This window comes from Bacteroides sp. UBA939 (assembly GCF_002293435.1).
Lineage (GTDB): Bacteria > Bacteroidota > Bacteroidia > Bacteroidales > Bacteroidaceae > Bacteroides.
Genome location: NZ_DBDF01000014.1, coordinates 17498 through 38276, shown reverse-complemented (window position 1 = coordinate 38276; position 20779 = coordinate 17498). Strand labels below are relative to the sequence as shown.

The window sequence follows — 20779 nt, the reverse complement described above, 5'->3', positions numbered from 1 at the left end:
CACATCCCCAGTGACTTGCCGTATTCTTGATGATTTCTATCAACGGGGTTCACCGAAGGGGTACACTTCTTAGCTCATGATAACAAGATATGGATACAGGAAGAGTGAAATTTGGGTTAAATATGTGGTTACAATGGATGAAATACAAAGTGGAGGGAATTATCAGGGGATCAAGCAGATTTCACTACGCAATTTCTTGTTGGCGGAAGACAAGGAGAAGTTATAGTACATACTGAAAAGCGGAAACTCGAAATGCGAGGCAATACTCGCTGTACCGGAATAGTGAGGATAAAAACGATATCCAGTCCAAATAAAACCTGAGTAGTTGCATTTTGCTGCAACTACTCAGGTATAATAGAGTTAATGTAAATTAGATTTGCTACTTTGAGATTATTCGGGCAATTCCAGCACTTCGGTAAAACCGCTGTATAAGGCGGCGTAACCACCTGGTACAGCAACAAGTCCACGCATCGCAAATAACAAGGCATTGCCTTGGCGCTCCATTCCAGTAGGACTATAATACATCATTCCATAGGTAGCATCTCTGTAACCGGTAGGTTGCAATCCCCAGTTTACCAGCTTCTGATTGTCATCACTCAGTGTAAACACAAAGGGATATCCTTCCATGATACAGTCAGGTAGTCTGTAGATATTGCCTTCTTTGGCTTTTTGTATCGGCTGTTCCCATGCGTCACCGAAGAGCTGCGAAGTATAGATTCCGGTACCATAATTTTCCCACGTAAGTTTTCTTTGGGCGCTGACTGTTATTTCTCCGCATTGGGCAGGAGATAGTGCATTCTCATCATCTATAGTCAACACTATTGTGTATTTGTCTGTAGCACTCAAGTCATCCATTGAAAAGCGTAATTCTGCATATCCCACAGCATTACCCTGAGCAAATGCTATGGTTGAACTGCTAAGTGTAAAGATCCCTTCTTCGGTTGTAGCTTCGTCCACGCTAATACCTACTGAAGCTTCTGCACCCGTATTCCCGCGATATACAGGAACTCTAAGAACTCCATTGTCCTCAGCGCTGAGTTCTGCATTCATCTGGGTAGATGCAAAAGCAGCTTCAACTCCGCTAACGTCATATTTCGTACCTTCCGCGTCTGTATCACAGGAGGTAAAAGCTGCCAGGCAGAGCAATACGGCAGCATATTTCTTTATTGTATATAGTTTCATATTTCTTTTCTTTAAAATAGATTTCTAAATCATTGAACTATAGTATTCTGGTCTGCGGAGGTAATGTTTTCATTACCATCTATTTCAGATTGCGGCAGAGGGAAGATAAATAATGGAGAAGCGGCATTTGTATTCTTGGTTGCTACTTTCTCCGTATGATTAGAACCTTCATAATTGCGGTTGTACCCTAAGCCTAAGCGTTGCATATCGAAGATACGGCCTGCCTCTCCCCAAAGTTCAACACGACGCTGAAATAAAATCTCATCCATCAATGTAGATAGAGGGGCGTTAGTGTCTGAGTTGTAAGTGTTGCCGTCCGTACGGGAAGCCAAACGTTCTTCAAACTTACTGTCTCTCATATTTCCTAAAGCCTTTATAGTGGTGCGGGCAGTTCCGTACTGTTGCAGATGACATTCGGCTTCTGCTTTGATTAATACCATTTCCTCAGCTCTCATAAGTAAATAATCGCCGGTGCGGGTCGTGTAGTCTGCCATCTTGAACTTGATTTGGCAATAGCTGGTATAAGAAGATGCACTCTCTTCCTGGGCGGAAGGAATAGCTCCGCGGAACCATGCTGTTTTCCGATCATCTGTGTCCGAGATAAGCTTGTATAATCCTGTGCTTATGCACTGACGTGCTTTGGAAGCATACATACCCGGAGCATCAGCATCCATGTGCGAGAAGAAGCTTGCAAAACCACTGGACTGGTCGGCAATGATTTCCATTCCCCACATAACATCCGCAGTATTCACACTGTTGTTCCCGCCCAACTCAGCTATGGTCGCAACCTTTAACGAAGGCTTTTTCAAGGCCTCTGCTGCTGCCGAAGCTGCGCCTGCATAATCGTGTTGCACAAGGCAGATACGAGCTTTGATACCATTGGCAATATAATAATCCACGTGAGATACATGTCTCTGTACTTTATTACTGATGCCTCCTAACATGTCAATGGCTTTATCAATATCAGTATTTATCTGTGAATAAGCATCCTGAACAGTGCCTCGGGGACTTCCTTCTGAACCAGCAACAGTTGGAGCCGTGTACAAAGGTACGCCTGGAGCACTTTCGTGCTCTTTGTATGTTTGCTGATAAATCTGTATCAAGTAGTAATAAGCATAAGCACGCATGGCATATGCCTGCCCCACAATACTATTCTTAAGTTCCGGATCGCCGCCTATTGTACTTTCGGAAGCAATGATGTAGTTTACATTGCTGATGATTGTATAATAAAAGTTCCAGATAGCATAAGGACGTCCTGATTTGTTGGAGTAATCTCCATGAACATTTAAGCGATAGTCCTCATAGAACCAGCCTTGTCCCTGTTCCTTCATCAAATGATCTTCAGCCATTAAGTCTGCAAGCAGATTTACGGCAGTCTGTCCACAGTTCTCCGAAGCCCAGTTTGCACTCCATCCGGCTGCATACAGCATACGGTATACACCATTCATAGCAGTTTCTGCGCTACTTGCATCCGCAAATATCGTAGAACCGGAAACTTTATCAGTCGGTTCCGTATTTAACTCATCAGTACATGAATTGAATGAGAGGAGACCGATTAAAGAAAATATATATATTACTTTTTTCATTGTTATACTATTTAATCAGATTTAGAATGTGATATCAACTCCAAGTGAAACAGTCCTCACAGGTACATAACCAAAGTCTGTACCTCCGGTAAAGTTATATTGAGGATTCATACCATTGAGGTGGTTCAGTAACACTACATTGTCGGCCATTGCAGTGAAGCGGATAGATTCGAATCCAATGGACTTCATAAGCTTTGAAGGCAAAGTATATCCCAAAGCTATATTCTTAATGGCAAAGTAAGAAGCGTCAATCAAACTATTATCGGTTATTATATAACTCTTCCCGATTTCAATGCGCGGAATATCCGTAATGTCACCCGGATTTCTCCAGGCACGTTCCAGCATCTTACTTTTAGCCTGGCCTACATAGTTGCCATATAATAACGTATTGTATATACCATCCAATACCTTACCGCCGATAGAATAGGTACAGAGTATGCTCAGGTCAAATCCTTTATACTTGAATGTATTTCCAATGGAACCATACATGCTGGGAATACGACTGCCTTGTATTTCTTTGCTGGCTGTAGCTTTTGCCATATCGTTAGTGATATATCTTTCTCCCTTAACACCATCTTTATCTGTATCCCATGCCCAATACAATTGTTCTCCGGTTGCCGGATCAACTCCTGCTGCAGTTGCAGTATAGAATGAATATAAGGTTTCTCCTTCGCGGATAATGTAAGCACCGGAGATGATTTCCGGTTTGTCGGCCAATTGCAATACCTTATTTTTAATAGTAGAACCAATCAGAGTCAGGTTCCATGTAAACGGAGTATCTTTAAAGATATCAATGCCTAAAGTGACATCGAGACCTGTATTACGCATACTGCCTACATTTTTATTATAGCCATCAAATCCGAGTGAAGAGGCCATAGGGAATGACATTAACATATCTGTAGTCTTACGCTGATACCACTCGATTGTTGCAGAAACTCGGTCGAACAGTTTAGCTTCAATACCAATATTCAGATTGGCATTCTTTTCCCATTTCAGTTCTTTGTTTTCTAAAGAGCTTACGGAAGCACCACTCATAGATGAGTTTGCATAACCTAAATCGTAAAATGATTGCCAGGCATAGAAGTTCTGTTGAGTGCCACTCAATACGGCATCATTTCCTTGTACACCATAACTTGCTTTCAAAGAAAGGTTGTTGACCCAGGTAATATCAGTCATGAAATCTTCCTGAGAAATACGCCAGTTACCACCGACAGACCAGAAATTACCCCAACGATTGTCTTTGTAGAAACGTGAAGAGCCATCGGTACGGAAGCTTGCGGAAAGGTAATACTTATCTGCGAAGTCGTAATTCAAACGTGACAGTACGGATTGAACAGCATAATTGTTCTGGTAAGAAGACGCGCCGGTAATAGTAGTTGCCGCATCCAACTCATAAAGACCTCCGAATGGGAAACCGGTTTTGGTTGCTGACAGGTAATCATATCTGTATTTATAGAATTCGTGTCCTACCAAAGCTTCGAAATGATGGTCACCGAACTCTCTGTCGTATGTCAATAACTGATTGAAAGTGTAGCTGAAAGTACGTCCGGTAGCTTTTTGTATAGTACCCTTTACGGAAACAGAATTGCCATTGTAAGGGTTATAGTAAGTCGCTCCGGCTGCATTAATTAAATCAAAACCATAATTTACTGAGAACTTTAATCCTTCCAGGAATGTATTTTTTAAGTCACCGAGTTCTGTATATACACGCCCGCTCAGGTTGTCGCTTTGCGAAGCATATTTGTCATCATACAGTGTCGCAATTGTATTCCATTCGGAGCTTGCTCCTGCTGGTCTGTTTTTACCATAATCAAAAACAGCGTTTCCCTGATTGTCGTATACTGTAGCGCCATTAGCATCTTTCTCAAAAACCGGGAAGATAGGAGCCATCAGTTGCGCTGAATACCAAACATTGGATGTACCGGATGAATTTTCAACAGCCGTATTACTTTCATTACGAGAATAATTAGCGCTCATACCAGCTTTCAACCAGTTCGTTACTTCGGAATCTATATTTAAACGTCCGTTGTAGCGATTGAATTTAGTGGTTTTCAGCAAGCCTTCTTCATCAAGATAACCTAAAGAAAACATATATTTGGTCTTATCTGTGCCACCACTGAACGAAGCAACATACTCCTGACGCAAAGGATTGGATTGTATTGCTTCATCCATCCAGTCTTCGCTATATCTTAGTTTTGCATCGCTACGCACTTTTCCCGTAGTGGGATCTATCAACTCTGTGATACTATAGTTATAAGGATTGTACTGTTCGTTCTGTCCCAGCATGGCAGTAGAACCACTTTTCATTGCTTCTAATGCAGCGGTGCCTGCTAATTCCGGAGAAAGTCCGTTGTTAATAATCTGATTATTCTTATATGATTGGAAAACAGTTTCCAGATATCCGGCTTCATCCATTGTTTCGTAACGTGGGATGGCGCGTGAAGAAACACCCCAGTTAGCTCTCAGATTTACTTTTACCTTTCCTGAATTCCCTTTTTTTGTAGTGATCATGATCACACCGTTGGCACCTCTGGAGCCGTAAAGAGCGCCGGCCGAAGCATCCTTCAGCACTGTCATTGTTTCAATGTCATTAGGATTGATTGCCGATACATTTCCATCATAAGGAACACCATCTACTACATATAATGGTGACTGTGAGGAATTTATTGAACCATAGCCACGAACTACTACCGAAGAACCTGAACCTGGCTGTCCTGAACCGGATGTGGTTTGAACTCCGGCAACCATACCGTCTAACGCCTTGGTGACATTCGCAACAGGTCTTTCTTTTAACTTTTCTGATTTAATAATCTCCGCAGAGCCTGTGAAAGATTCTTTTTTTGTTGTACCATAAGCGATTACCATAACTTCTTCCAACAATTCACTATCCGATTTCATCGTAATCCTCAGATTCGGTTTAATATCCACCTCTTGTGTTTGCATACCAATAAACGAAACCTGCAAAGTCTTCGCAGAACTTGGTACATTAGATAATGTAAAATCACCATCCACACCGGTAATAGTACCAATCTGAGTACCTTTTACCAATACAGAGGCTCCAATAACTGGCTGCCCATCCTCTTCAGAAATCACAACGCCTGTGATTGTCTGGGTTTGGGCAATTACCAGGCCTACTCCAACAAAAAGGCAGGCCAATAACAGCATTAATTTTCTTTTCATAAATTCTCTCTTAAAGTTTAACTTTACAATAATTGTTTCTTTACTCTAACAAAATGCAAATATATTAATAAAACTGAAATAAACAACTATTTTACTGAGAAAACCTTGTAAATCTATCAATTTGTTAAATAGATATTCGTTTTTATGCCTAATGGCAGGATTTTGGCCTTTAAAAGGGCGAAAAATCTATTAAAAGGATATCATATTGCAATGCCTCTTTTCTCTTGTTTCCTTAGTGGGGGGAGTTTTGTTTAATCTAAAAAAGTTAAATTTGCACTATTATGAGATTAAATTGAAAGGCATTTTACGTAGATTCACTTTTTTTATAAAGGAAATGCAAAACAAAATAGGATTCGCAAATCTCATTTTAGCAGTTATTAAGACTTATTTATATCCGGAATAGCATAATTTATCGTCTTATATATGATGCGTATTAATTAAAACCACTAAAAATGAATAAGATTACTTACAAGTTGGTATATAACAGAAAAAAAAGTCTCAATAAAAAAGGCATGGCATTAGTACAGGTAGAGGCTTATTTAAACAGGAGGAAGAAGTATTTCTCGACCAAAATCTATTTAAAGCCCGATCAATGGGATACAAAAAAACTACTGGTAAAGAACCACCCCAATGCAGACGCTCTGAATCGGTTGATCTATGAATTTGTGTCAATGATAGAAAGGCATGAACTTGAGCTTTGGCAACAGAAGAAGCCCATAACTTTAGGTATACTGAAAAATGTGTTATCGGAAAAGGAGCAACAGGAAGACGATCTTTCTTTTATACCTTTCTACAAACAGGAAGTAAGAACATCCAATCTGAAGGAAAGTACAAAGCACAACCATCTTTCTACCCTTGTATTGTTACAGGAGTTTAAGAAAGACGTCTCATTCTCTGATTTGACTTTCGAGTTTGTATCTTCCTTTGAATACTTCCTGCAATCAAAGGGCTATCACATTAATACGATAGCCAAACACATGAAACATTTGAAGCGGCATATAAACATAGCCATTAATAAGGAATATATAGATATACAAAAGTATGCTTTCAGGAAATATAAAATAAAAACGATAGAGTACAACCATACCCATTTATCTCCGGAGGAGTTGGGAAAATTGGAGGCTTTTCAATTAACGGGGCGATATGTAAAATACCAAAAGACATTAGATGGATTTCTGTTCTGCTGCTATGCCGGTATGAGATATTCTGACTTTGTAAACATGAAGCCGGAAAACATTGTAGAGATACATCAGGAGGTTTGGTTGGTATATAAATCCATAAAAACCGGTACTGAAGTCCGACTTCCGCTGTATTTGCTGTTTGGCGGAAAAGGGATTCGGATTTTAAATAAATATCAGGCAAATCTACAGGCTTTCTTTCATCTGAGGGACAATTCAAACGTGAATAAAGAATTGATCGTAATTGCCCGGTTAGCCGGACTGTCTAAAAAAGTATCATTCCACACGGCGCGACATACCAATGCGACGTTACTGATTTACAATGGTGTCAGCATCACAACCGTGCAAAAGCTGTTAGGGCATAAGAGCGTTAAAACCACGCAAATATATACCAACGTTATGGATATGACCATAATAAGTGACTTGGAGAAAAATCACTCTCCGGTTCATCGTGATAGTGGGGGATAACCAGGGTGTTTTTACCTTGGCAGAGGGGACACAAGTATTGTAGTTGTAGAACACAAGCGTTATATTTATGGAACGCAAGTGTTACATTTGCAGAACACAAGCAATACATTTATGAAACACAAGTGTTCTGCACGAACCGCACAAGTGTCTCTCAAAAGACACTCAAAGCCTCGTTAATACCCAAAGATACACTCCGCTAAATGGGCATTTCTGCAACCGCATATATGCGCACAGTGAGAGTAACTTTTACCCTCACTCTACCCTCACTCTTACCCTCACCTATTCAAACACCGATGAATAAAGGGATGCAAGAGAAAAAGTGAGACCGTGAGGGTAAAGTGGCTCAAAACCATGGGAGGGAGTTTTGGTACTTTTGAATAAAAATCAGGGCATATTAAAGAAACGATTCTGTTATTCGGCACATGGGGTGTATAAGCCAAGTTTCAGCTGGGGTCTTTAATAGTTCCATACATTCATATATCAATATAGATTTGTGGTACTCATTTAGTAGCTCATATTTCTATTATTCATTACTAATAACAATCTCATAATCAACCATTTAACATATAAATAAAGGATAATTTCAGTAGAACTAAACATATATTTGTATTTTATATATATCTCATTATCAATTGATTAGCATTTTGATGTCTCTTTTGCATGAGTTCTATCCACATCTCTATTGTGCTGATTATCAATACTATATACCTTACTTAGTTCTGCGAAAACTTTAATCATCTCGTTTGTGGGTATGCAAACCCAGGAAGTGGTAATTAAATCAAATGTGAGAGTACTCATGAAGACTGATTCTGAGATACTTGACGAAGTAGTAGTAACGGGATACGGTACATTTAAGAAAGCGTCGTTTACCGGAGCAGCTTCTACCGTGAACACTTCTGCTTTAGAAGATATACCGGTTCTTTCAGTTGCCGATAAGTTGTCGGGCAATGTAGCCGGTGTTAGTTTTGGCTCAAATTCGAGTAATCCCGGTTCTGTAAGTAGCATACGTATTCGTGGTATGGGTTCTATCAATGCAGAGAATGATCCACTTTATGTAATTGACGGGACACCGGTGACGAGTATGGACTTTTCAGAATTCGATTACAGTGATGCCGGAACCGACATCCTTGCAGCACTTAACACCAATGACATTGAGTCAATCACTGTCATCAAAGATGCTGCAGCGGCTTCCCTTTATGGTTCGCGTGCCGCCAACGGCGTAGTGGTAATCACCACGAAGAGCGGTAAAGTGGGCAAAACGAACGTAAGTTTCCGTAGTGACTGGGGATTCTCGAACATGGCGATAGACTATCGTCCGATGCTTGGTGGTGACTCCGTTCGTGAACTTCTGTGGACAGGTCTTAAGAATTACGGCTTGTACAATGAAGGCATGTCCGATGCGGAAGCCGCAACTTTTGCAAACGATAATATTGAAGAGTTTGCCTCAAAGCCCTCTACGGGATGGACGGACTGGAAAGATTTGCTCTTCCGTAACGGTTCTCATCAGAACTATCAGTTCAGCGTATCAGGTGGTAACGAACGCACGAGGTTCTATACTTCAGCGGCTTATACCAATCAGCAAGGTATCGTTTACAAACAAGGAATGGAACGATTCACCGGTAATGCAAACCTTACTCACAAATTTGGTGACTTTGAAATCCAGGTTACAAGCCAATTCTCAAAAGTAAGGCAAAACAAAACCAACGAAAGTACGTCTTATGACGCGCCGGTGGCAAACTATGCGTTCTTCCAAAGCCCTTCGTCAACTCCTTATAATGAAGATGGGACATTGAACAATGGTTGCGGTATAGTCGGAGTCAATCCCTTGTATGAAAGAGATCACAGTACTGACATCTATACCTTGATGAAGGCTTTCAATACTGTGAAGTTGACTTACAATATTTGGGACAAGCTGAATTTGAGTGAAAAGATTTCTTACGATTACGCACAAGGTTCCAATGACGTTCTCTGGGACAGACATTCAAACAATGGCGCCCCCGGTGGTGTTATGCAACGCATTATCAACCGCAACGACCAGTTGAATACGCAGACCCAGCTTTCCTATATAAACTCTTTTGGCTCGCATAACGTCGACGCTTTGCTTGGTTTTGAGACGCAAGACACGGAATACTCTTACAACTATATGGCAGGACAAGACTATCCGGGTGATCTGTACGAACTGGCAAATGCCGGTTCGACAAGTGCTGAAACCAACAAAGAGAGGTATCGCATGACTTCATTCCTCGGACGCGTTAATTACAACTACGCTGATAGATATTATTTCGGCGCAAGTTACCGTACCGACGGAAGTTCACGTCTGGCAAGAGAGAATCGTTGGGGAAGTTTCTGGTCAGTTTCCGGAGCTTGGAGATTTATAGATGAAAGCTTCATGAACCCCATTAAGAATGTGCTGACCGACGGAAAAATCCGCTTGTCGTATGGTGTAAACGGAACCCAGCCTTCTGATTATTACGCTTATATGAATCTTTATAAATACGGAATCATATACAACGGACAGTCGGGAATGTCAATTGTAGGAATTGCCAACCCCGACCTGAAATGGGAGAAGAATAAAACATGGAATATCGGTCTTGACTTCTCGTTTATTGACCGCATCTCCGTAACGCTCGACTACTATCAACGTATAACCAGTGACCTTATATACGACCTTCCCGTGTCACAAGTTGGCGGATATTACGATAGCCTATACGGATATACCACTCCACAGAATATCGGTTCATTGAAGAACTCAGGTTTTGAGTTGAGCATTACATCAACAAACTTCAGAAACAAGGACTTCACATGGACAACTTCTCTTAACATGGCACACAACAACAATAAACTAACCAAGTTGGACGGTCAGCAGAATGAAATCGTATCAGGTCCGACAATCCATCGTGTAGGCGAACCTTACTATTCATATTACGTTTATGAATATGCCGGAGTTGACCCTGAAACCGGTAAAGAATTGTTCTATTTGAATGACGGAACAGAGAATGCCCGCAACACGACAACAAGCATGTCCGAAGCCAAAAAGACTATCGTCGGCAAACATCAAGCTACAATAGAAGGTGGTCTTACCAACAGTCTCAAATGGAAATTCATCGATTTAGGATTTACTTTCACCTATTCATTAGGCGGAGATGCCTATGATTATGCCACATGGCACCATTCCAACGGTGGTACATATTTGTACGGTGGCGCCGTACCGTCATATTACGACATTTCAAAGATGTGGACAGAACCGGGCGATACACGCGCCACACTGCCTAAGTTTGAATACGGAAGCGCAGCCTCATTGTCTTCCCGCTGGCTTATGCCTACAGACTATCTGCGTTTGAAAAATCTCACATTGGGTGTAAGCGTTCCGCAGAATTATATCAGTAAGCTTGGACTCAGCAAAGCCAGAATTTACTTCTCCGGTTCAAACCTGTTTACATGGAAGTCTAAAGACTTGTTTGTAGACCCGGAAATGCGCACGGATGGAGTATGTACATTTGAAACTCCGGCGCTGAGAACCTATACGTTTGGAATAGAGTTGAATTTCTAACTAAAAAAATACGAAAATGAAAATACTAAAGACATTATATGCAGCAACGCTTTGCGTAGCAATGACAGTCAGCACTTCATCGTGCCTCAACAATTGGCTGGATCAATCGCCTGCAGATGGAATAGAAGCCGAAACCGCAATCAAAAATAGCGATGACTTGGCAAATGTACGAACAGGACTCTATGCCGCCGTTAAAGGCAGTAGCAGCTTGGTTGACTATTACGCACGCCTTATGTTCATTTACGGCGACATGAGAGGTGAGGATATTCAATATGAATATAACGGTGGAAGCGGAAGAGCGAATACCTATTATTACATGGAGTACACGACAGCCGACAATTTCACCAGAACAACAGCCGTATGGCAGATGCCTTATGTGGTTATTGCACGCGCCAACCGCGTAATTCAAGCTGCCGAAAGCAGTGATCTGACTGATGCGGTGGAGGCAAAAGCCACGATTGACCAATATAACGCTGAGGCAAAAGTGTTACGCGCTATGGCATTGTTCGACCTTACACGCGTTTACGGCAAGCCTTACACGCAAGATCAAGGCAGTTCGCTTGGCGTACCCATCGCGACTTCTCCACTGGAATCCACAGAAAAGCCGGGCCGCAGTACAGTGGCTGAGTGTTATGAAACGATAGAGAGTGATTTGACTGCGGCTATCAGTTCAAACGCTCTTCCGGAAACCAATGAAGTGGGTTACGTCAATCTTTGGGCAGCAAAAGCATTGCAAGTGCGTGTGTATATGACCAAAGGCGAATGGAGCAAAGCTTTACTTGTTGCCGAAGATATAATAAAAGATTCACCTTACAGGCTTTGGAGTCCGTCGGAATATGTTTCTGCATGGAATAAAAACGATGCTAATCATTCAAAAGAAATCATGTTCGAGATCTCTATAAACAACACTACCGATTGGACTGACCGTGAAGGTATTGCCTATCTGTATGCAGATAAAAACGGTGTTTCCCCCGGTTATGGAGACGTTATTGTTTCAAAAAACTTCTCTGACATGCTTATCTCTGATCCATCAGATATACGTAACGATATTCTGCTGGCTGCTGTGAAGAATATTAACGACCCGGCTGAAAAGGTGTATTTCGATGGTAGAAAGGTGTACATAAACAAAATGCCGGCTGTTAATGGTGATGTCCGTTATTCCAATGTTCCGCTGTTACGCTTGTCGGAAGTTTACTTATCGGCGGCTGAAGCAGCTTTCCAGGCAGGAGATCTCAACAAGGCGGCAAGTTTGCTTAACGAAATCATCTCCAATCGCACGACTGATGCAGACAAACAAGTAACCGGTAGTAATGTTACTTTGGATCGCATCTATATTGAACGTCGCAAGGAGCTTGTAGGTGAAGGACAGCGTTACTTTGACGTTATGCGTCGTGGTGAGACCGTAACACGTTATACAAGCGTTAACAACAGAGACTGGCATGACGTTCTGAATGAGGACGCACGCACATTCAACCGCGATTCGAAGAAAGCGCTACCATTAATTCCGGTTGGTGAAATCAATGCCAATCCAAACATGGAACAGAACCCTGCCTATTAATTAATGAAGGGTTTAAAAATAGTCTAACTTCAGAGAAACGTGGGAGTTCTCCCAACGTGTTTTTAAAATAAAGTGTTTTTTGGAGGTCGTTCGCTGGGAAGCGAGTGGCCTCTCCTTTTATAAGACCAACCCCTCTTTCAAAATACCGACCAATATCGGCTTCGCACCACTTACAAAACACTCTACTGCAATTACCATCAGGATAAGTCCCATCAAGCGCATCATTACATTATTTCCGGTCTCCCCCAACACCTTCACCAATCGTGTAGATGCGCGTAATACGAAGAATGTAATCAAATATATCAAGGCTATTACCCCTATCAATACGCCCTTCATCTGGATAGTATGAGCATCTTGCATCAATACGATGGCATTTGCAATAGCTCCCGGTCCACAAAGCATCGGAATACCCAAAGGAGTGACGGATATATCATTGGCATACATCTTGATTTCTTCATCTTTCAACTTTATTGGCGTATAACGGGCTTGCAACATATCGAAGCCAATCTTGAAAATTATCACTCCGCCGGCAATACGGAAACCATTGGTAGAGATTCCAAAGAATTTAAAAAGAAATTGTCCGGCAAATGTAAAGACCATAATAGTGATGAAAGCCACCAATGTGGCACGCGATACGACTGACTGCCGCTCTTTCTCCGTCATGCCATGCGTCATGGTTAAAAAGACCGGCATAGTACCAAGAGGATTGGTTAGTGTGAAGAAAGAAGTAAAACAAAGTAAAGCAAAAGGCAAGATAGTATCCATATAACTATATTTTATACGTTTTTGATAACAAAATTACAACGAGTCCCCGAATATTACAATAATTGGAATAACTCTTTCAAATCTGTAATTTGATAAGTTGGCTGGAAAGGAAATACCGTACGGCCTGTAACGTTATAAAAGACCTGATGCATCCCTACTCCTCTGGCACCCGCAATGTCATTATCCCAACTATCGCCCACCATCAACGAATCTTTTAATTCTGACTGAGTGGCAGACAACGCAAAATGAAATATTTCCGGCCATGGCTTTAACACACCAATATCATCGGAAAGAACCACTTTCCTAAAATAATGGTCAATACCGGATGAACGCATTTTTCGCAATTGCAATTCCTGGAAACCGTTGGAAAGGATATAGAGATTATACTTATGAGTTAAATATTCCAATACTTCACGCACATTGGACATTAGTTTGCTTTTGGTAGGAATAACTTCGAAGAAATCGTCAGAGAAAGCTTTCGCCAAAGCTACGTCGCCCACCCCGACTGCTTCCAACGGATAGAGAAAACGCTGCCGGTTGAGCTCTGCCTTTGTAACTTTTCCGTCCGTATACTCTGCCCACAATTCCACATTACGTTGCTCGTAAAGTTCATAAAAATGTTGGAAAGACCGGAAGTAACGGTCATATTCATATTTTCGGTACATTTCTTCAAAGGTATCACGGGCATTATGGGAAAAAGCCCAAAGAGTATCGTCGAGATCGAAAAACAGATTTTTGTATTGCATAATAAGGAAATAAGGAGGCTGTGTCAATTGTAAAGTAGACTATCAAAAAGATATTTTCATCCGCAGATTCCGCAGAAAACACAGATTTGGTTTTAAATAAATCCGCGTAATCTGTGTTATCTGCGGATGAAAGATAGTAGGCTTAAACTTTTGACACAGTCTCCTGACTTTATAACATCATCTAACTACTTCACTTGAATAACCAGATATTTAGATACACTCCAGAAGTCTTTCGGATTAGAAATTTTCAGCACAAGCTGCCCCTTGTCGTCTTTTTCCAAAGCATAAGAGTCTGTCGGATGAGTAGTCAGGACTTCTGCATCTTTAGAGTACAACTTAATCTCTTTTGTCGTGCGGAGATCAATCTGAGTAAAGTAATCTTTGTTCACATCACCATCCTTCAGGACTTTGCCTTTCTTGAAGAGTCCGGTATCGGTCAATATTTTCTGGTCTTTCAGTTCTTTCTTCGTTCCAAACACAAACCAAGCGGTGTTCAACTCTTGGTCTTGTTCAGCTACAGTCTTAGCTTTTGCTTCATTTTCAGCAGTAAGGGCTTGCTTATCAGCAGACAAACCGGTTACCGCCGCATCTAATTCCTGGATACGAATATTCTTAGAAGCCAATTCGGCATGTAGCTCTTCGACATGCTGGGTTTTGGCTGCTAATTCTTGAGTTAAAGACTCTACTGCTTTTTTCAACTGCGCAGAGTTGCTTTTACTGCTTTTCAACATCGCTTCCAGTTTAGCTATCTGCTCTTTGTTATCCTGCATCTGTTGCTGGATAAATTCAATATCAGCCGCTATTTGTTGTTTGGCCGATAAAGAACCTTCAGCTACCGCACCACGTTGTAAGTCTACGCGACTTTCGGCGGCATTGATTTGGCGAAAACCTTCAGAAATTTCATTGAAAGTACCCATCATTTCATCCAACTCAGCATTACGCTGGGTAAGTTCCATCATAAGAGAGTCATTCTCTGCTTTCAGCTGGTCTTTACCGCCACCTGAAAAGTTGTCGCACGATATTATCGTGGTTGCACATACAATTAAAATTGCTAACTTTTTCATACGTTTTTGTTTTACGTTGTTCTTAATGAAATTATTTAATTATCTATTCCTGCTATTACTATTACAATTTCTCCACGCGGAGCACTGGTCGTAAAGTGCTCAATTAATTCGGAGAGAGTACCACGTGTCGTTTCTTCATGCACTTTCGAGATTTCTCTTGATACAGAAACCTGACGATCCGTACCGAAATGTTCGGCAAACTGCATCAAAGTCTTTACCAAACGATGGGGAGACTCATAAAACACCATAGTCCGACGTTCCTCCGACAACATTTTCAAGCGCGTCATGCGTCCCTTCTTCTGTGGGAGAAAACCTTCGAAACAGAATTTTTCATTAGGTAACCCCGAAGCTACTAACGCTGGAACGAAAGCTGTAGCCCCCGGTAAGCATTGTACTTCGATACCGTTGCGAACACATTCACGCACTACCAGAAAACCCGGATCGGAAATCCCCGGTGTACCGGCATCGGAAATCAATGCAACGGTTTCGCCTGCCTTTATTCTACATACAACACTTTCCACCGTTTTATGTTCATTAAATTTATGGTGGGATTGCATTGCATTCTTTATTTCAAAATGTTTCAGCAGGATTCCGGACGTACGCGTATCTTCGGCAAGGATTAAATCCGCCTCCTTCAAAATGCGGATAGCACGAAATGTCATATCTTCCAGATTCCCTACCGGAGTAGGCACTACATAAAGTTTTCCCATATTCATCACTGATTTAACTAAAATACTTTTTGAGAAGTTCAACAAAATCGGCAATCGCCTCATTCTCTTCATCAACATTGATCGTAGTAGAAAAGAGTTCCAATGCCTTGTCCAAAGAAGGGGCGCTACCTAACTGAGATATGGTTGCATTCATACATTCCGTATCGCCGGCAAATATCTCACGCGCAAAACGGAATGAATCATTCAGACTAATGGCATGCCGTAAGTCGGTGACCGGCTTTATCCGCTCGCCCAGAATTGAGGATGTAAAAGAAGTGGTTACAGATGCCGCCACCGGATTCTCATCCAGCAATTTCTGCAGAGCATCCAACCGTTCATGTATCTGCTGTATATTCCGTTTAGCTACTACCCTCAACGCAGGATTAGCATCGGTTGTCAGGACTTGCATCAAATATTTCAGTTCCTGAACGTTCAGTTCTATGTCGTTCAATAATGTTTGCATTTCCTTATTGCATCACAAGTGTTAATGCCACAAATGTAGAAATAAATAATGAATAAATGCCGGAAAGCCAACAAAAGTGTTACTTTTGCGGTTAAAATAAACATTCTAAAACATGGTATTATTTTCAGAAGATCATATACACGAAACCAATCGCAGAGGAAGAATTGAAGTTATTTGCGGTTCTATGTTCTCAGGCAAAACAGAAGAATTGATACGCCGCCTGAAGCGTGCAAAATTTGCCAAACAGCGCGTAGAGATATTTAAGCCTGCCATCGACACCCGTTACTCGGAAGAAAAAGTTGTATCGCATGACAGCCAGTCCATCGCTTCTACTCCGATTGCTTCTTCAGCGAGTATCTTACTTTTTACTTCTGAGGTAGATGTAGTGGGGATAGATGAAGCACAATTTTTTGATAACGGCTTGATTGATGTATGTAACCAACTCGCTAATAATGGCATACGTGTCATTGTTGCCGGTCTCGATATGGACTTTCGTGGTTCTCCTTTCGGTCCGATGCCGGGATTATGCGCCATAGCCGACGAAGTATCCAAAGTACATGCCATCTGTGTGAAATGCGGACAATTGGCTTCCTTCTCACACCGTACCGTCAAAAATGACAAGCAAGTGCTTTTGGGAGAAACTGCCGAGTACGAACCCCTCTGTCGGCAATGCTATTTGCAGGCTGTAAGGGAGGATCAGAGGAAATAATACAGACTTTTTCTTTATATCCCTTGCAAATTAAATAAAAGTGCCTATCTTTGCACCCGCTTAACAGCAATAAAGGTTTGATTCGCTAGCTCAGCNNTGGGGTCCTGGGTTCGAGCCCCAGGCGGATCACTTAAATAAAACGCAAGAAACTTATAATCAAGTACTTGCGTTTTCTGTTTTAAATCAGAATACACTCCCCACCTGATAACCCCCAAAAGCCACCAACCAAGCCAGCCCCGTTGTATAACACATTGCAAATACAGCCCAGTGTGTTCCTGCTTCTCTCCGTATAGCTGCCAATGCGGCAAAACAGGGAAGATAAAGAAGGATAAAGAGCATGAGAGAATAGGCAATCAGCGGTGTAAATACCTTCTCACCTGCGTGCGGACCAGACGTAAAAGTGTGTTCCTGCAACTTCTCCCTCAGGGCTACCGATGATTCATCAGCCTCGAGGTCGGTTTGATAAAGAATACCCATCGAACTGACTACGATCTCTTTTGCCGCCAGACCTGTCAGGAGACTAACGCCAATCTTCCAGTCATAACCCAACGGCTCGATAACAGGTTCTATTGCATGCCCCAAACGGCCGATGTAAGAGTTCTCCAGGTGAGTGGATGCATGTGCAATGACCATTTCCTCAGATGCGTCCTCCGGCAAGACTTCACTGCTCTGGGGGAAATACCCCAACGCCCAAATCAAAATGGAAGCAACCAGGATTACCGTACCCATCTTAGTCAAATACTGAACGCTCTTGCCCCAAGTGTGGATACCAATATTACGCAAAGTAGGAATGCGATATGGAGGCAGCTCCATCACAAAAGGAGCGTCTGTTTTCTTGAACAGAATTTTGTGCAGCACAACCGTCATAATACCGGCCAACAGCACACCGATGACATAAATACTCAGCAGAATCAATCCTTGCCCCGTTGGGAAGAAAGCCGAGATAAACAAGATATAAACCGGCAGACGTGCGCTGCACGACATCAACGGCACGGCGAGCATGGTAAGAATACGGTCTTTGCGGTTGTGGAGCGTACGGGTTGCCATAATCGCAGGCACACCGCAACCGAAACCCATCAACATCGGAATGAACGATTTGCCGTGAAGACCGATTTTGTGCATGGCTTTGTCCATGATGAATGCCGCACGCGCCATATACCCCGTGTCCTCCATCAGAGAGATGCAGAAGAACAGGATGAGGATATTGGGCAGAAAGACAATCACGCCACCCACACCGCCGATAATACCGTCCACCAGCAGATCTTTGAGCATACCATCGGGCATCACAGTCTGAATCCAATCGCCTAATGCACCCACGCCTGCTTCGATCCACTCCATCGGGTAGGCGCCGAGCGTAAAGGTTAGCTGGAATATGGCCCACATAAAAAGCAGAAAAATGGGGATACCGAACCATTTGTGGGTCAGGAGTTTGTCGGGACGGTAACCTTTGGGCTCGCAGGGTACTTCGGCATGACGGTAGGTTTCTTTCAACGCGCCGTAGATAAAGGCGTAGCGGGCATCGCTATCCGATAGGTCTGGGTTATACCTAATGTGAACGTGCCGGGGTGCGGAATCTTCATATACCTCAATCACCTTGTCCAGGAGCGCCCCTATGCCTTTGCCCCGGGAGGCTATAGTCGGTACAATCGGAATATGAATCATCTCGCCCAGATGCTCGTAGTCGAACTTGTCGCCTTTTGTTTGCAGTTCGTCGTACATGTTCAGGGCGATGACTACGCGCAGGTTCATGTCAATCAACTGGGTTGTCAGGAATAGATTGCGCTCAAGGTTCGAAGCATCCACTACATTGATGACTACATCGGGACGGTCCTTTTCAAGATGCTTGCGCACGAACAATTCTTCGGGGGTGTATTCTGATATGGAATACGTGCCGGGCAGGTCGGTCAGGTCGATACGATAATCCTGTTGGTTGAAATAGGCGGTTTTGATATCGACGGTTACGCCGCTGTAGTTTCCCACACGTTCGTGCTTGCCCGTAGCCCGGTTGAAGAGCGTAGTTTTGCCGCTATTGGGATTGCCTACCAGTGCGACACGGATTCTTTTGCTTTCTTGTCTTGCAAGAGCTTCGCCGGTATTCGCGCTGATAAGCGCCTCATCAACATTTCCGGTAACAAGCACCCCTCCGGCATTCCCGGGCAGGTGCACTTCCTCCGCTTCTATAATCTCGATTTTTGCCGCCTCGCTTTGGCGCAACGATACGCGATAGCCCATCAACTCATATTCCACAGGGTCTTGCAGCGGAGCTTTCTTGATGGCTTTCACCTTTGTTCCATATACAAACCCCATCTCCGTAAGCCGTTGCCGGAAGCAACAGCTACCATTTATTTTAGCGATGACGGCGGTTTCTCCGTCTTCTAAACTGGATAAATATCTCATAATCTTAGAAATTAATGTGAAGTCTCAACATTCCTACCAGTGCATTGTCCGGTTTCGTTTCACTGCCCGAGGGGTTGATAATGTACTGAATATCAGGTTGGAGGGAGATGTTATTGTTCAGTGTGTACTTATAGTAGAGTTCGAGGGTGGTTTCGTGCTTGTGGCCGGCACGATGCAAGCCGGCATGTGTGGCGGCAAATCCTGCCGCGTGCCGTTCGGCAATTGCGTAATTGACTCCCAATCCGAGCGAGTAATTGTTTTCGTTCTTACTTTTCGGTGCGAAGGCCAACTGCCCGAACAGGCTCAGTCGCTTGTTCAAAGGTTGGTCGGCAAGGGCGTAGAAACCATAATTGCCATTGGCAGAGCGGTAATAAGCACCCAGTTTGAAGCGGTTGTCGAAATGAACCTCTCCCATTGTCAGCATACCGTCGTCCTTGCAGATACTCCAGTGGATGTTGTGGGGATTGCGGTCGAAGTCCGTCTGGTCGCCGTCGAAGAATGCTGCTTGAAATGCCCAGCGGGCGTTGATATCCCACCGTACTGTCAAGCCCAATCCGGTTAGAGGGAAGATAGGTACGGGAATCCCGGTTGCTATAACCGGAGGCACTCCGAACGAGCTGTTGATGAACTCGCCGGCGCCCTCGCTCACCATAAACTCGGCATTCAGGTCCTGCAAACCTATCACAAACGACACACTACCGAACTCTTGCCTGAACCATAGTTCGTGCAGATAGGCATGTTCGCCGGCATCAATGTTGGAGGCTACCTGCAAGTCGCCCAGGTATTTCTCCGTAAGCGACGTCCCGTGGATAGATGCCCCGTTGATAAAGAGCGAACCGCCTTTCCACCAACTGGCTTTTCCGGTATCAAAACCAACCTTGATGTTGCCCATACCCATAAATCCGCCGCCTGTTTTCAAGCCGCCGGACATATTATAATAGGTGTCGCCGATGTAGGAGCCTTCGAATGAAAACGGATTTTGTCCTTCTGTTTGGGCGTAGGCAGCAAGCGAAACGGCTGCCACAAAGATAAAAGATGTAGTTTTTTTCAGCATAATTTAATCAATTAAGAATTATGCTGCAAAGGTCGTGCAACTTGCTGCGTCGTACAATCGCCTGATTCGGGGAAACGGCTATGGGTGAAGCATCCCCTTTTTTGGGGAGTCAGCGCAAGTAAGCTTCCTGCAACTTATTTTGTTGCATCAGGTGAAGCGCCCTCTTTTT

The 20779-nt window shown here is 43.0% G+C and carries 14 protein-coding genes; 4 read left to right on the top strand and 10 right to left on the bottom strand.

All coding sequences use genetic code 11. The features are described from left to right. Window positions 1-390: 390 nt before the first annotated feature. The 3 genes from B2Z67_RS01110 to B2Z67_RS01100 are packed head-to-tail and all read right to left on the bottom strand — an operon-like array spanning window position 391 to window position 5948. A complete protein-coding gene (locus B2Z67_RS01110; protein WP_291527973.1) occupies window positions 391-1182 on the bottom strand; it encodes a hypothetical protein in 792 nt (263 codons plus the stop codon). Window positions 1183-1211: 29 nt separating this feature from the next. Then, window positions 1212-2768: a RagB/SusD family nutrient uptake outer membrane protein gene (locus B2Z67_RS01105; protein ID WP_291527972.1), complete on the bottom strand. Its 1557-nt coding sequence runs from the start codon at window positions 2766-2768 to the stop codon at window positions 1212-1214. 21 nt (window positions 2769-2789) lie between these two features. After that, a complete protein-coding gene (locus B2Z67_RS01100) occupies window positions 2790-5948 on the bottom strand; it encodes a SusC/RagA family TonB-linked outer membrane protein (RefSeq protein WP_291527971.1) in 3159 nt (1052 codons plus the stop codon). A gap of 452 nt (window positions 5949-6400) precedes the next feature. Here B2Z67_RS01100 and B2Z67_RS01095 point away from each other — a divergent pair, with 452 nt between their 5' ends. From B2Z67_RS01095 to B2Z67_RS01085, 3 genes are all read left to right on the top strand, one after another. Next, window positions 6401-7594 (top strand): site-specific integrase, encoded by a 1194-nt coding sequence (locus tag B2Z67_RS01095; protein WP_291527970.1) that lies wholly within the window; start codon window positions 6401-6403, stop codon window positions 7592-7594. 697 nt (window positions 7595-8291) lie between these two features. Beyond that, window positions 8292-11144 carry a SusC/RagA family TonB-linked outer membrane protein gene (locus B2Z67_RS01090; RefSeq protein WP_349677259.1) on the top strand — a complete coding sequence of 951 codons (2853 nt, stop codon included), beginning with the start codon at window positions 8292-8294 and terminating at the stop codon, window positions 11142-11144. A 16-nt stretch (window positions 11145-11160) separates the two neighbouring features. Continuing rightward, window positions 11161-12702, top strand: coding sequence for a RagB/SusD family nutrient uptake outer membrane protein (locus tag B2Z67_RS01085; RefSeq protein WP_291527969.1), 1542 nt, complete (start codon window positions 11161-11163; stop codon window positions 12700-12702). Window positions 12703-12819: 117 nt separating this feature from the next. Here the strand turns inward: B2Z67_RS01085 and B2Z67_RS01080 are convergent, their stop codons facing one another. The 5 genes from B2Z67_RS01080 to B2Z67_RS01060 form a co-directional block, all read right to left on the bottom strand. After that, window positions 12820-13467: a MarC family protein gene (locus tag B2Z67_RS01080; RefSeq protein ID WP_291527968.1), complete on the bottom strand. Its 648-nt coding sequence runs from the start codon at window positions 13465-13467 to the stop codon at window positions 12820-12822. 53 nt (window positions 13468-13520) lie between these two features. Next, the gene (locus tag B2Z67_RS01075; RefSeq protein ID WP_291527967.1) at window positions 13521-14213 is read right to left on the bottom strand and encodes a YjjG family noncanonical pyrimidine nucleotidase; all 693 of its coding nucleotides are present in this window, start codon (window positions 14211-14213) and stop codon (window positions 13521-13523) included. Window positions 14214-14398: 185 nt separating this feature from the next. After that, entirely contained in the window at window positions 14399-15277 is an 879-nt protein-coding gene (locus B2Z67_RS01070) for a hypothetical protein (protein WP_291527966.1), read from the bottom strand. A 35-nt stretch (window positions 15278-15312) separates the two neighbouring features. Beyond that, the gene (gene rsmI / locus B2Z67_RS01065; RefSeq protein WP_291527965.1) at window positions 15313-15987 is read right to left on the bottom strand and encodes a 16S rRNA (cytidine(1402)-2'-O)-methyltransferase; all 675 of its coding nucleotides are present in this window, start codon (window positions 15985-15987) and stop codon (window positions 15313-15315) included. Window positions 15988-16000: 13 nt separating this feature from the next. Beyond that, the gene (locus B2Z67_RS01060) at window positions 16001-16450 is read right to left on the bottom strand and encodes a hypothetical protein (RefSeq protein WP_291527964.1); all 450 of its coding nucleotides are present in this window, start codon (window positions 16448-16450) and stop codon (window positions 16001-16003) included. Between the two features lie 112 nt (window positions 16451-16562). Here B2Z67_RS01060 and B2Z67_RS01055 point away from each other — a divergent pair, with 112 nt between their 5' ends. Next, window positions 16563-17159 (top strand): thymidine kinase, encoded by a 597-nt coding sequence (locus B2Z67_RS01055; protein WP_291527963.1) that lies wholly within the window; start codon window positions 16563-16565, stop codon window positions 17157-17159. A 183-nt stretch (window positions 17160-17342) separates the two neighbouring features. Here the strand turns inward: B2Z67_RS01055 and feoB are convergent, their stop codons facing one another. Together feoB and B2Z67_RS01045 are read right to left on the bottom strand one after the other, a co-directional pair. Next, window positions 17343-19556 carry a ferrous iron transport protein B gene (feoB, locus tag B2Z67_RS01050; RefSeq protein WP_291527962.1) on the bottom strand — a complete coding sequence of 738 codons (2214 nt, stop codon included), beginning with the start codon at window positions 19554-19556 and terminating at the stop codon, window positions 17343-17345. Between the two features lie 4 nt (window positions 19557-19560). Continuing rightward, entirely contained in the window at window positions 19561-20610 is a 1050-nt protein-coding gene (locus B2Z67_RS01045) for a carbohydrate porin (protein WP_291527961.1), read from the bottom strand. Window positions 20611-20779: the final 169 nt, after the last annotated feature.

Coding starts and splice junctions, on each gene's coding strand:
- B2Z67_RS01080 (WP_291527968.1), bottom strand. CDS start 13,467: ATGGATACTATCTTGCCTTTTGCTTTACTTTGTTTTACTTCTTTCTTC.
- B2Z67_RS01085 (WP_291527969.1), top strand. CDS start 11,161: ATGAAAATACTAAAGACATTATATGCAGCAACGCTTTGCGTAGCAATG.
- B2Z67_RS01060 (WP_291527964.1), bottom strand. CDS start 16,450: ATGCAAACATTATTGAACGACATAGAACTGAACGTTCAGGAACTGAAA.
- B2Z67_RS01100 (WP_291527971.1), bottom strand. CDS start 5,948: ATGAAAAGAAAATTAATGCTGTTATTGGCCTGCCTTTTTGTTGGAGTA.
- B2Z67_RS01070 (WP_291527966.1), bottom strand. CDS start 15,277: ATGAAAAAGTTAGCAATTTTAATTGTATGTGCAACCACGATAATATCG.
- B2Z67_RS01055 (WP_291527963.1), top strand. CDS start 16,563: ATGGTATTATTTTCAGAAGATCATATACACGAAACCAATCGCAGAGGA.
- B2Z67_RS01105 (WP_291527972.1), bottom strand. CDS start 2,768: ATGAAAAAAGTAATATATATATTTTCTTTAATCGGTCTCCTCTCATTC.
- B2Z67_RS01045 (WP_291527961.1), bottom strand. CDS start 20,610: ATGCTGAAAAAAACTACATCTTTTATCTTTGTGGCAGCCGTTTCGCTT.
- feoB (WP_291527962.1), bottom strand. CDS start 19,556: ATGAGATATTTATCCAGTTTAGAAGACGGAGAAACCGCCGTCATCGCT.
- rsmI (WP_291527965.1), bottom strand. CDS start 15,987: ATGGGAAAACTTTATGTAGTGCCTACTCCGGTAGGGAATCTGGAAGAT.
- B2Z67_RS01110 (WP_291527973.1), bottom strand. CDS start 1,182: ATGAAACTATATACAATAAAGAAATATGCTGCCGTATTGCTCTGCCTG.
- B2Z67_RS01095 (WP_291527970.1), top strand. CDS start 6,401: ATGAATAAGATTACTTACAAGTTGGTATATAACAGAAAAAAAAGTCTC.
- B2Z67_RS01075 (WP_291527967.1), bottom strand. CDS start 14,213: ATGCAATACAAAAATCTGTTTTTCGATCTCGACGATACTCTTTGGGCT.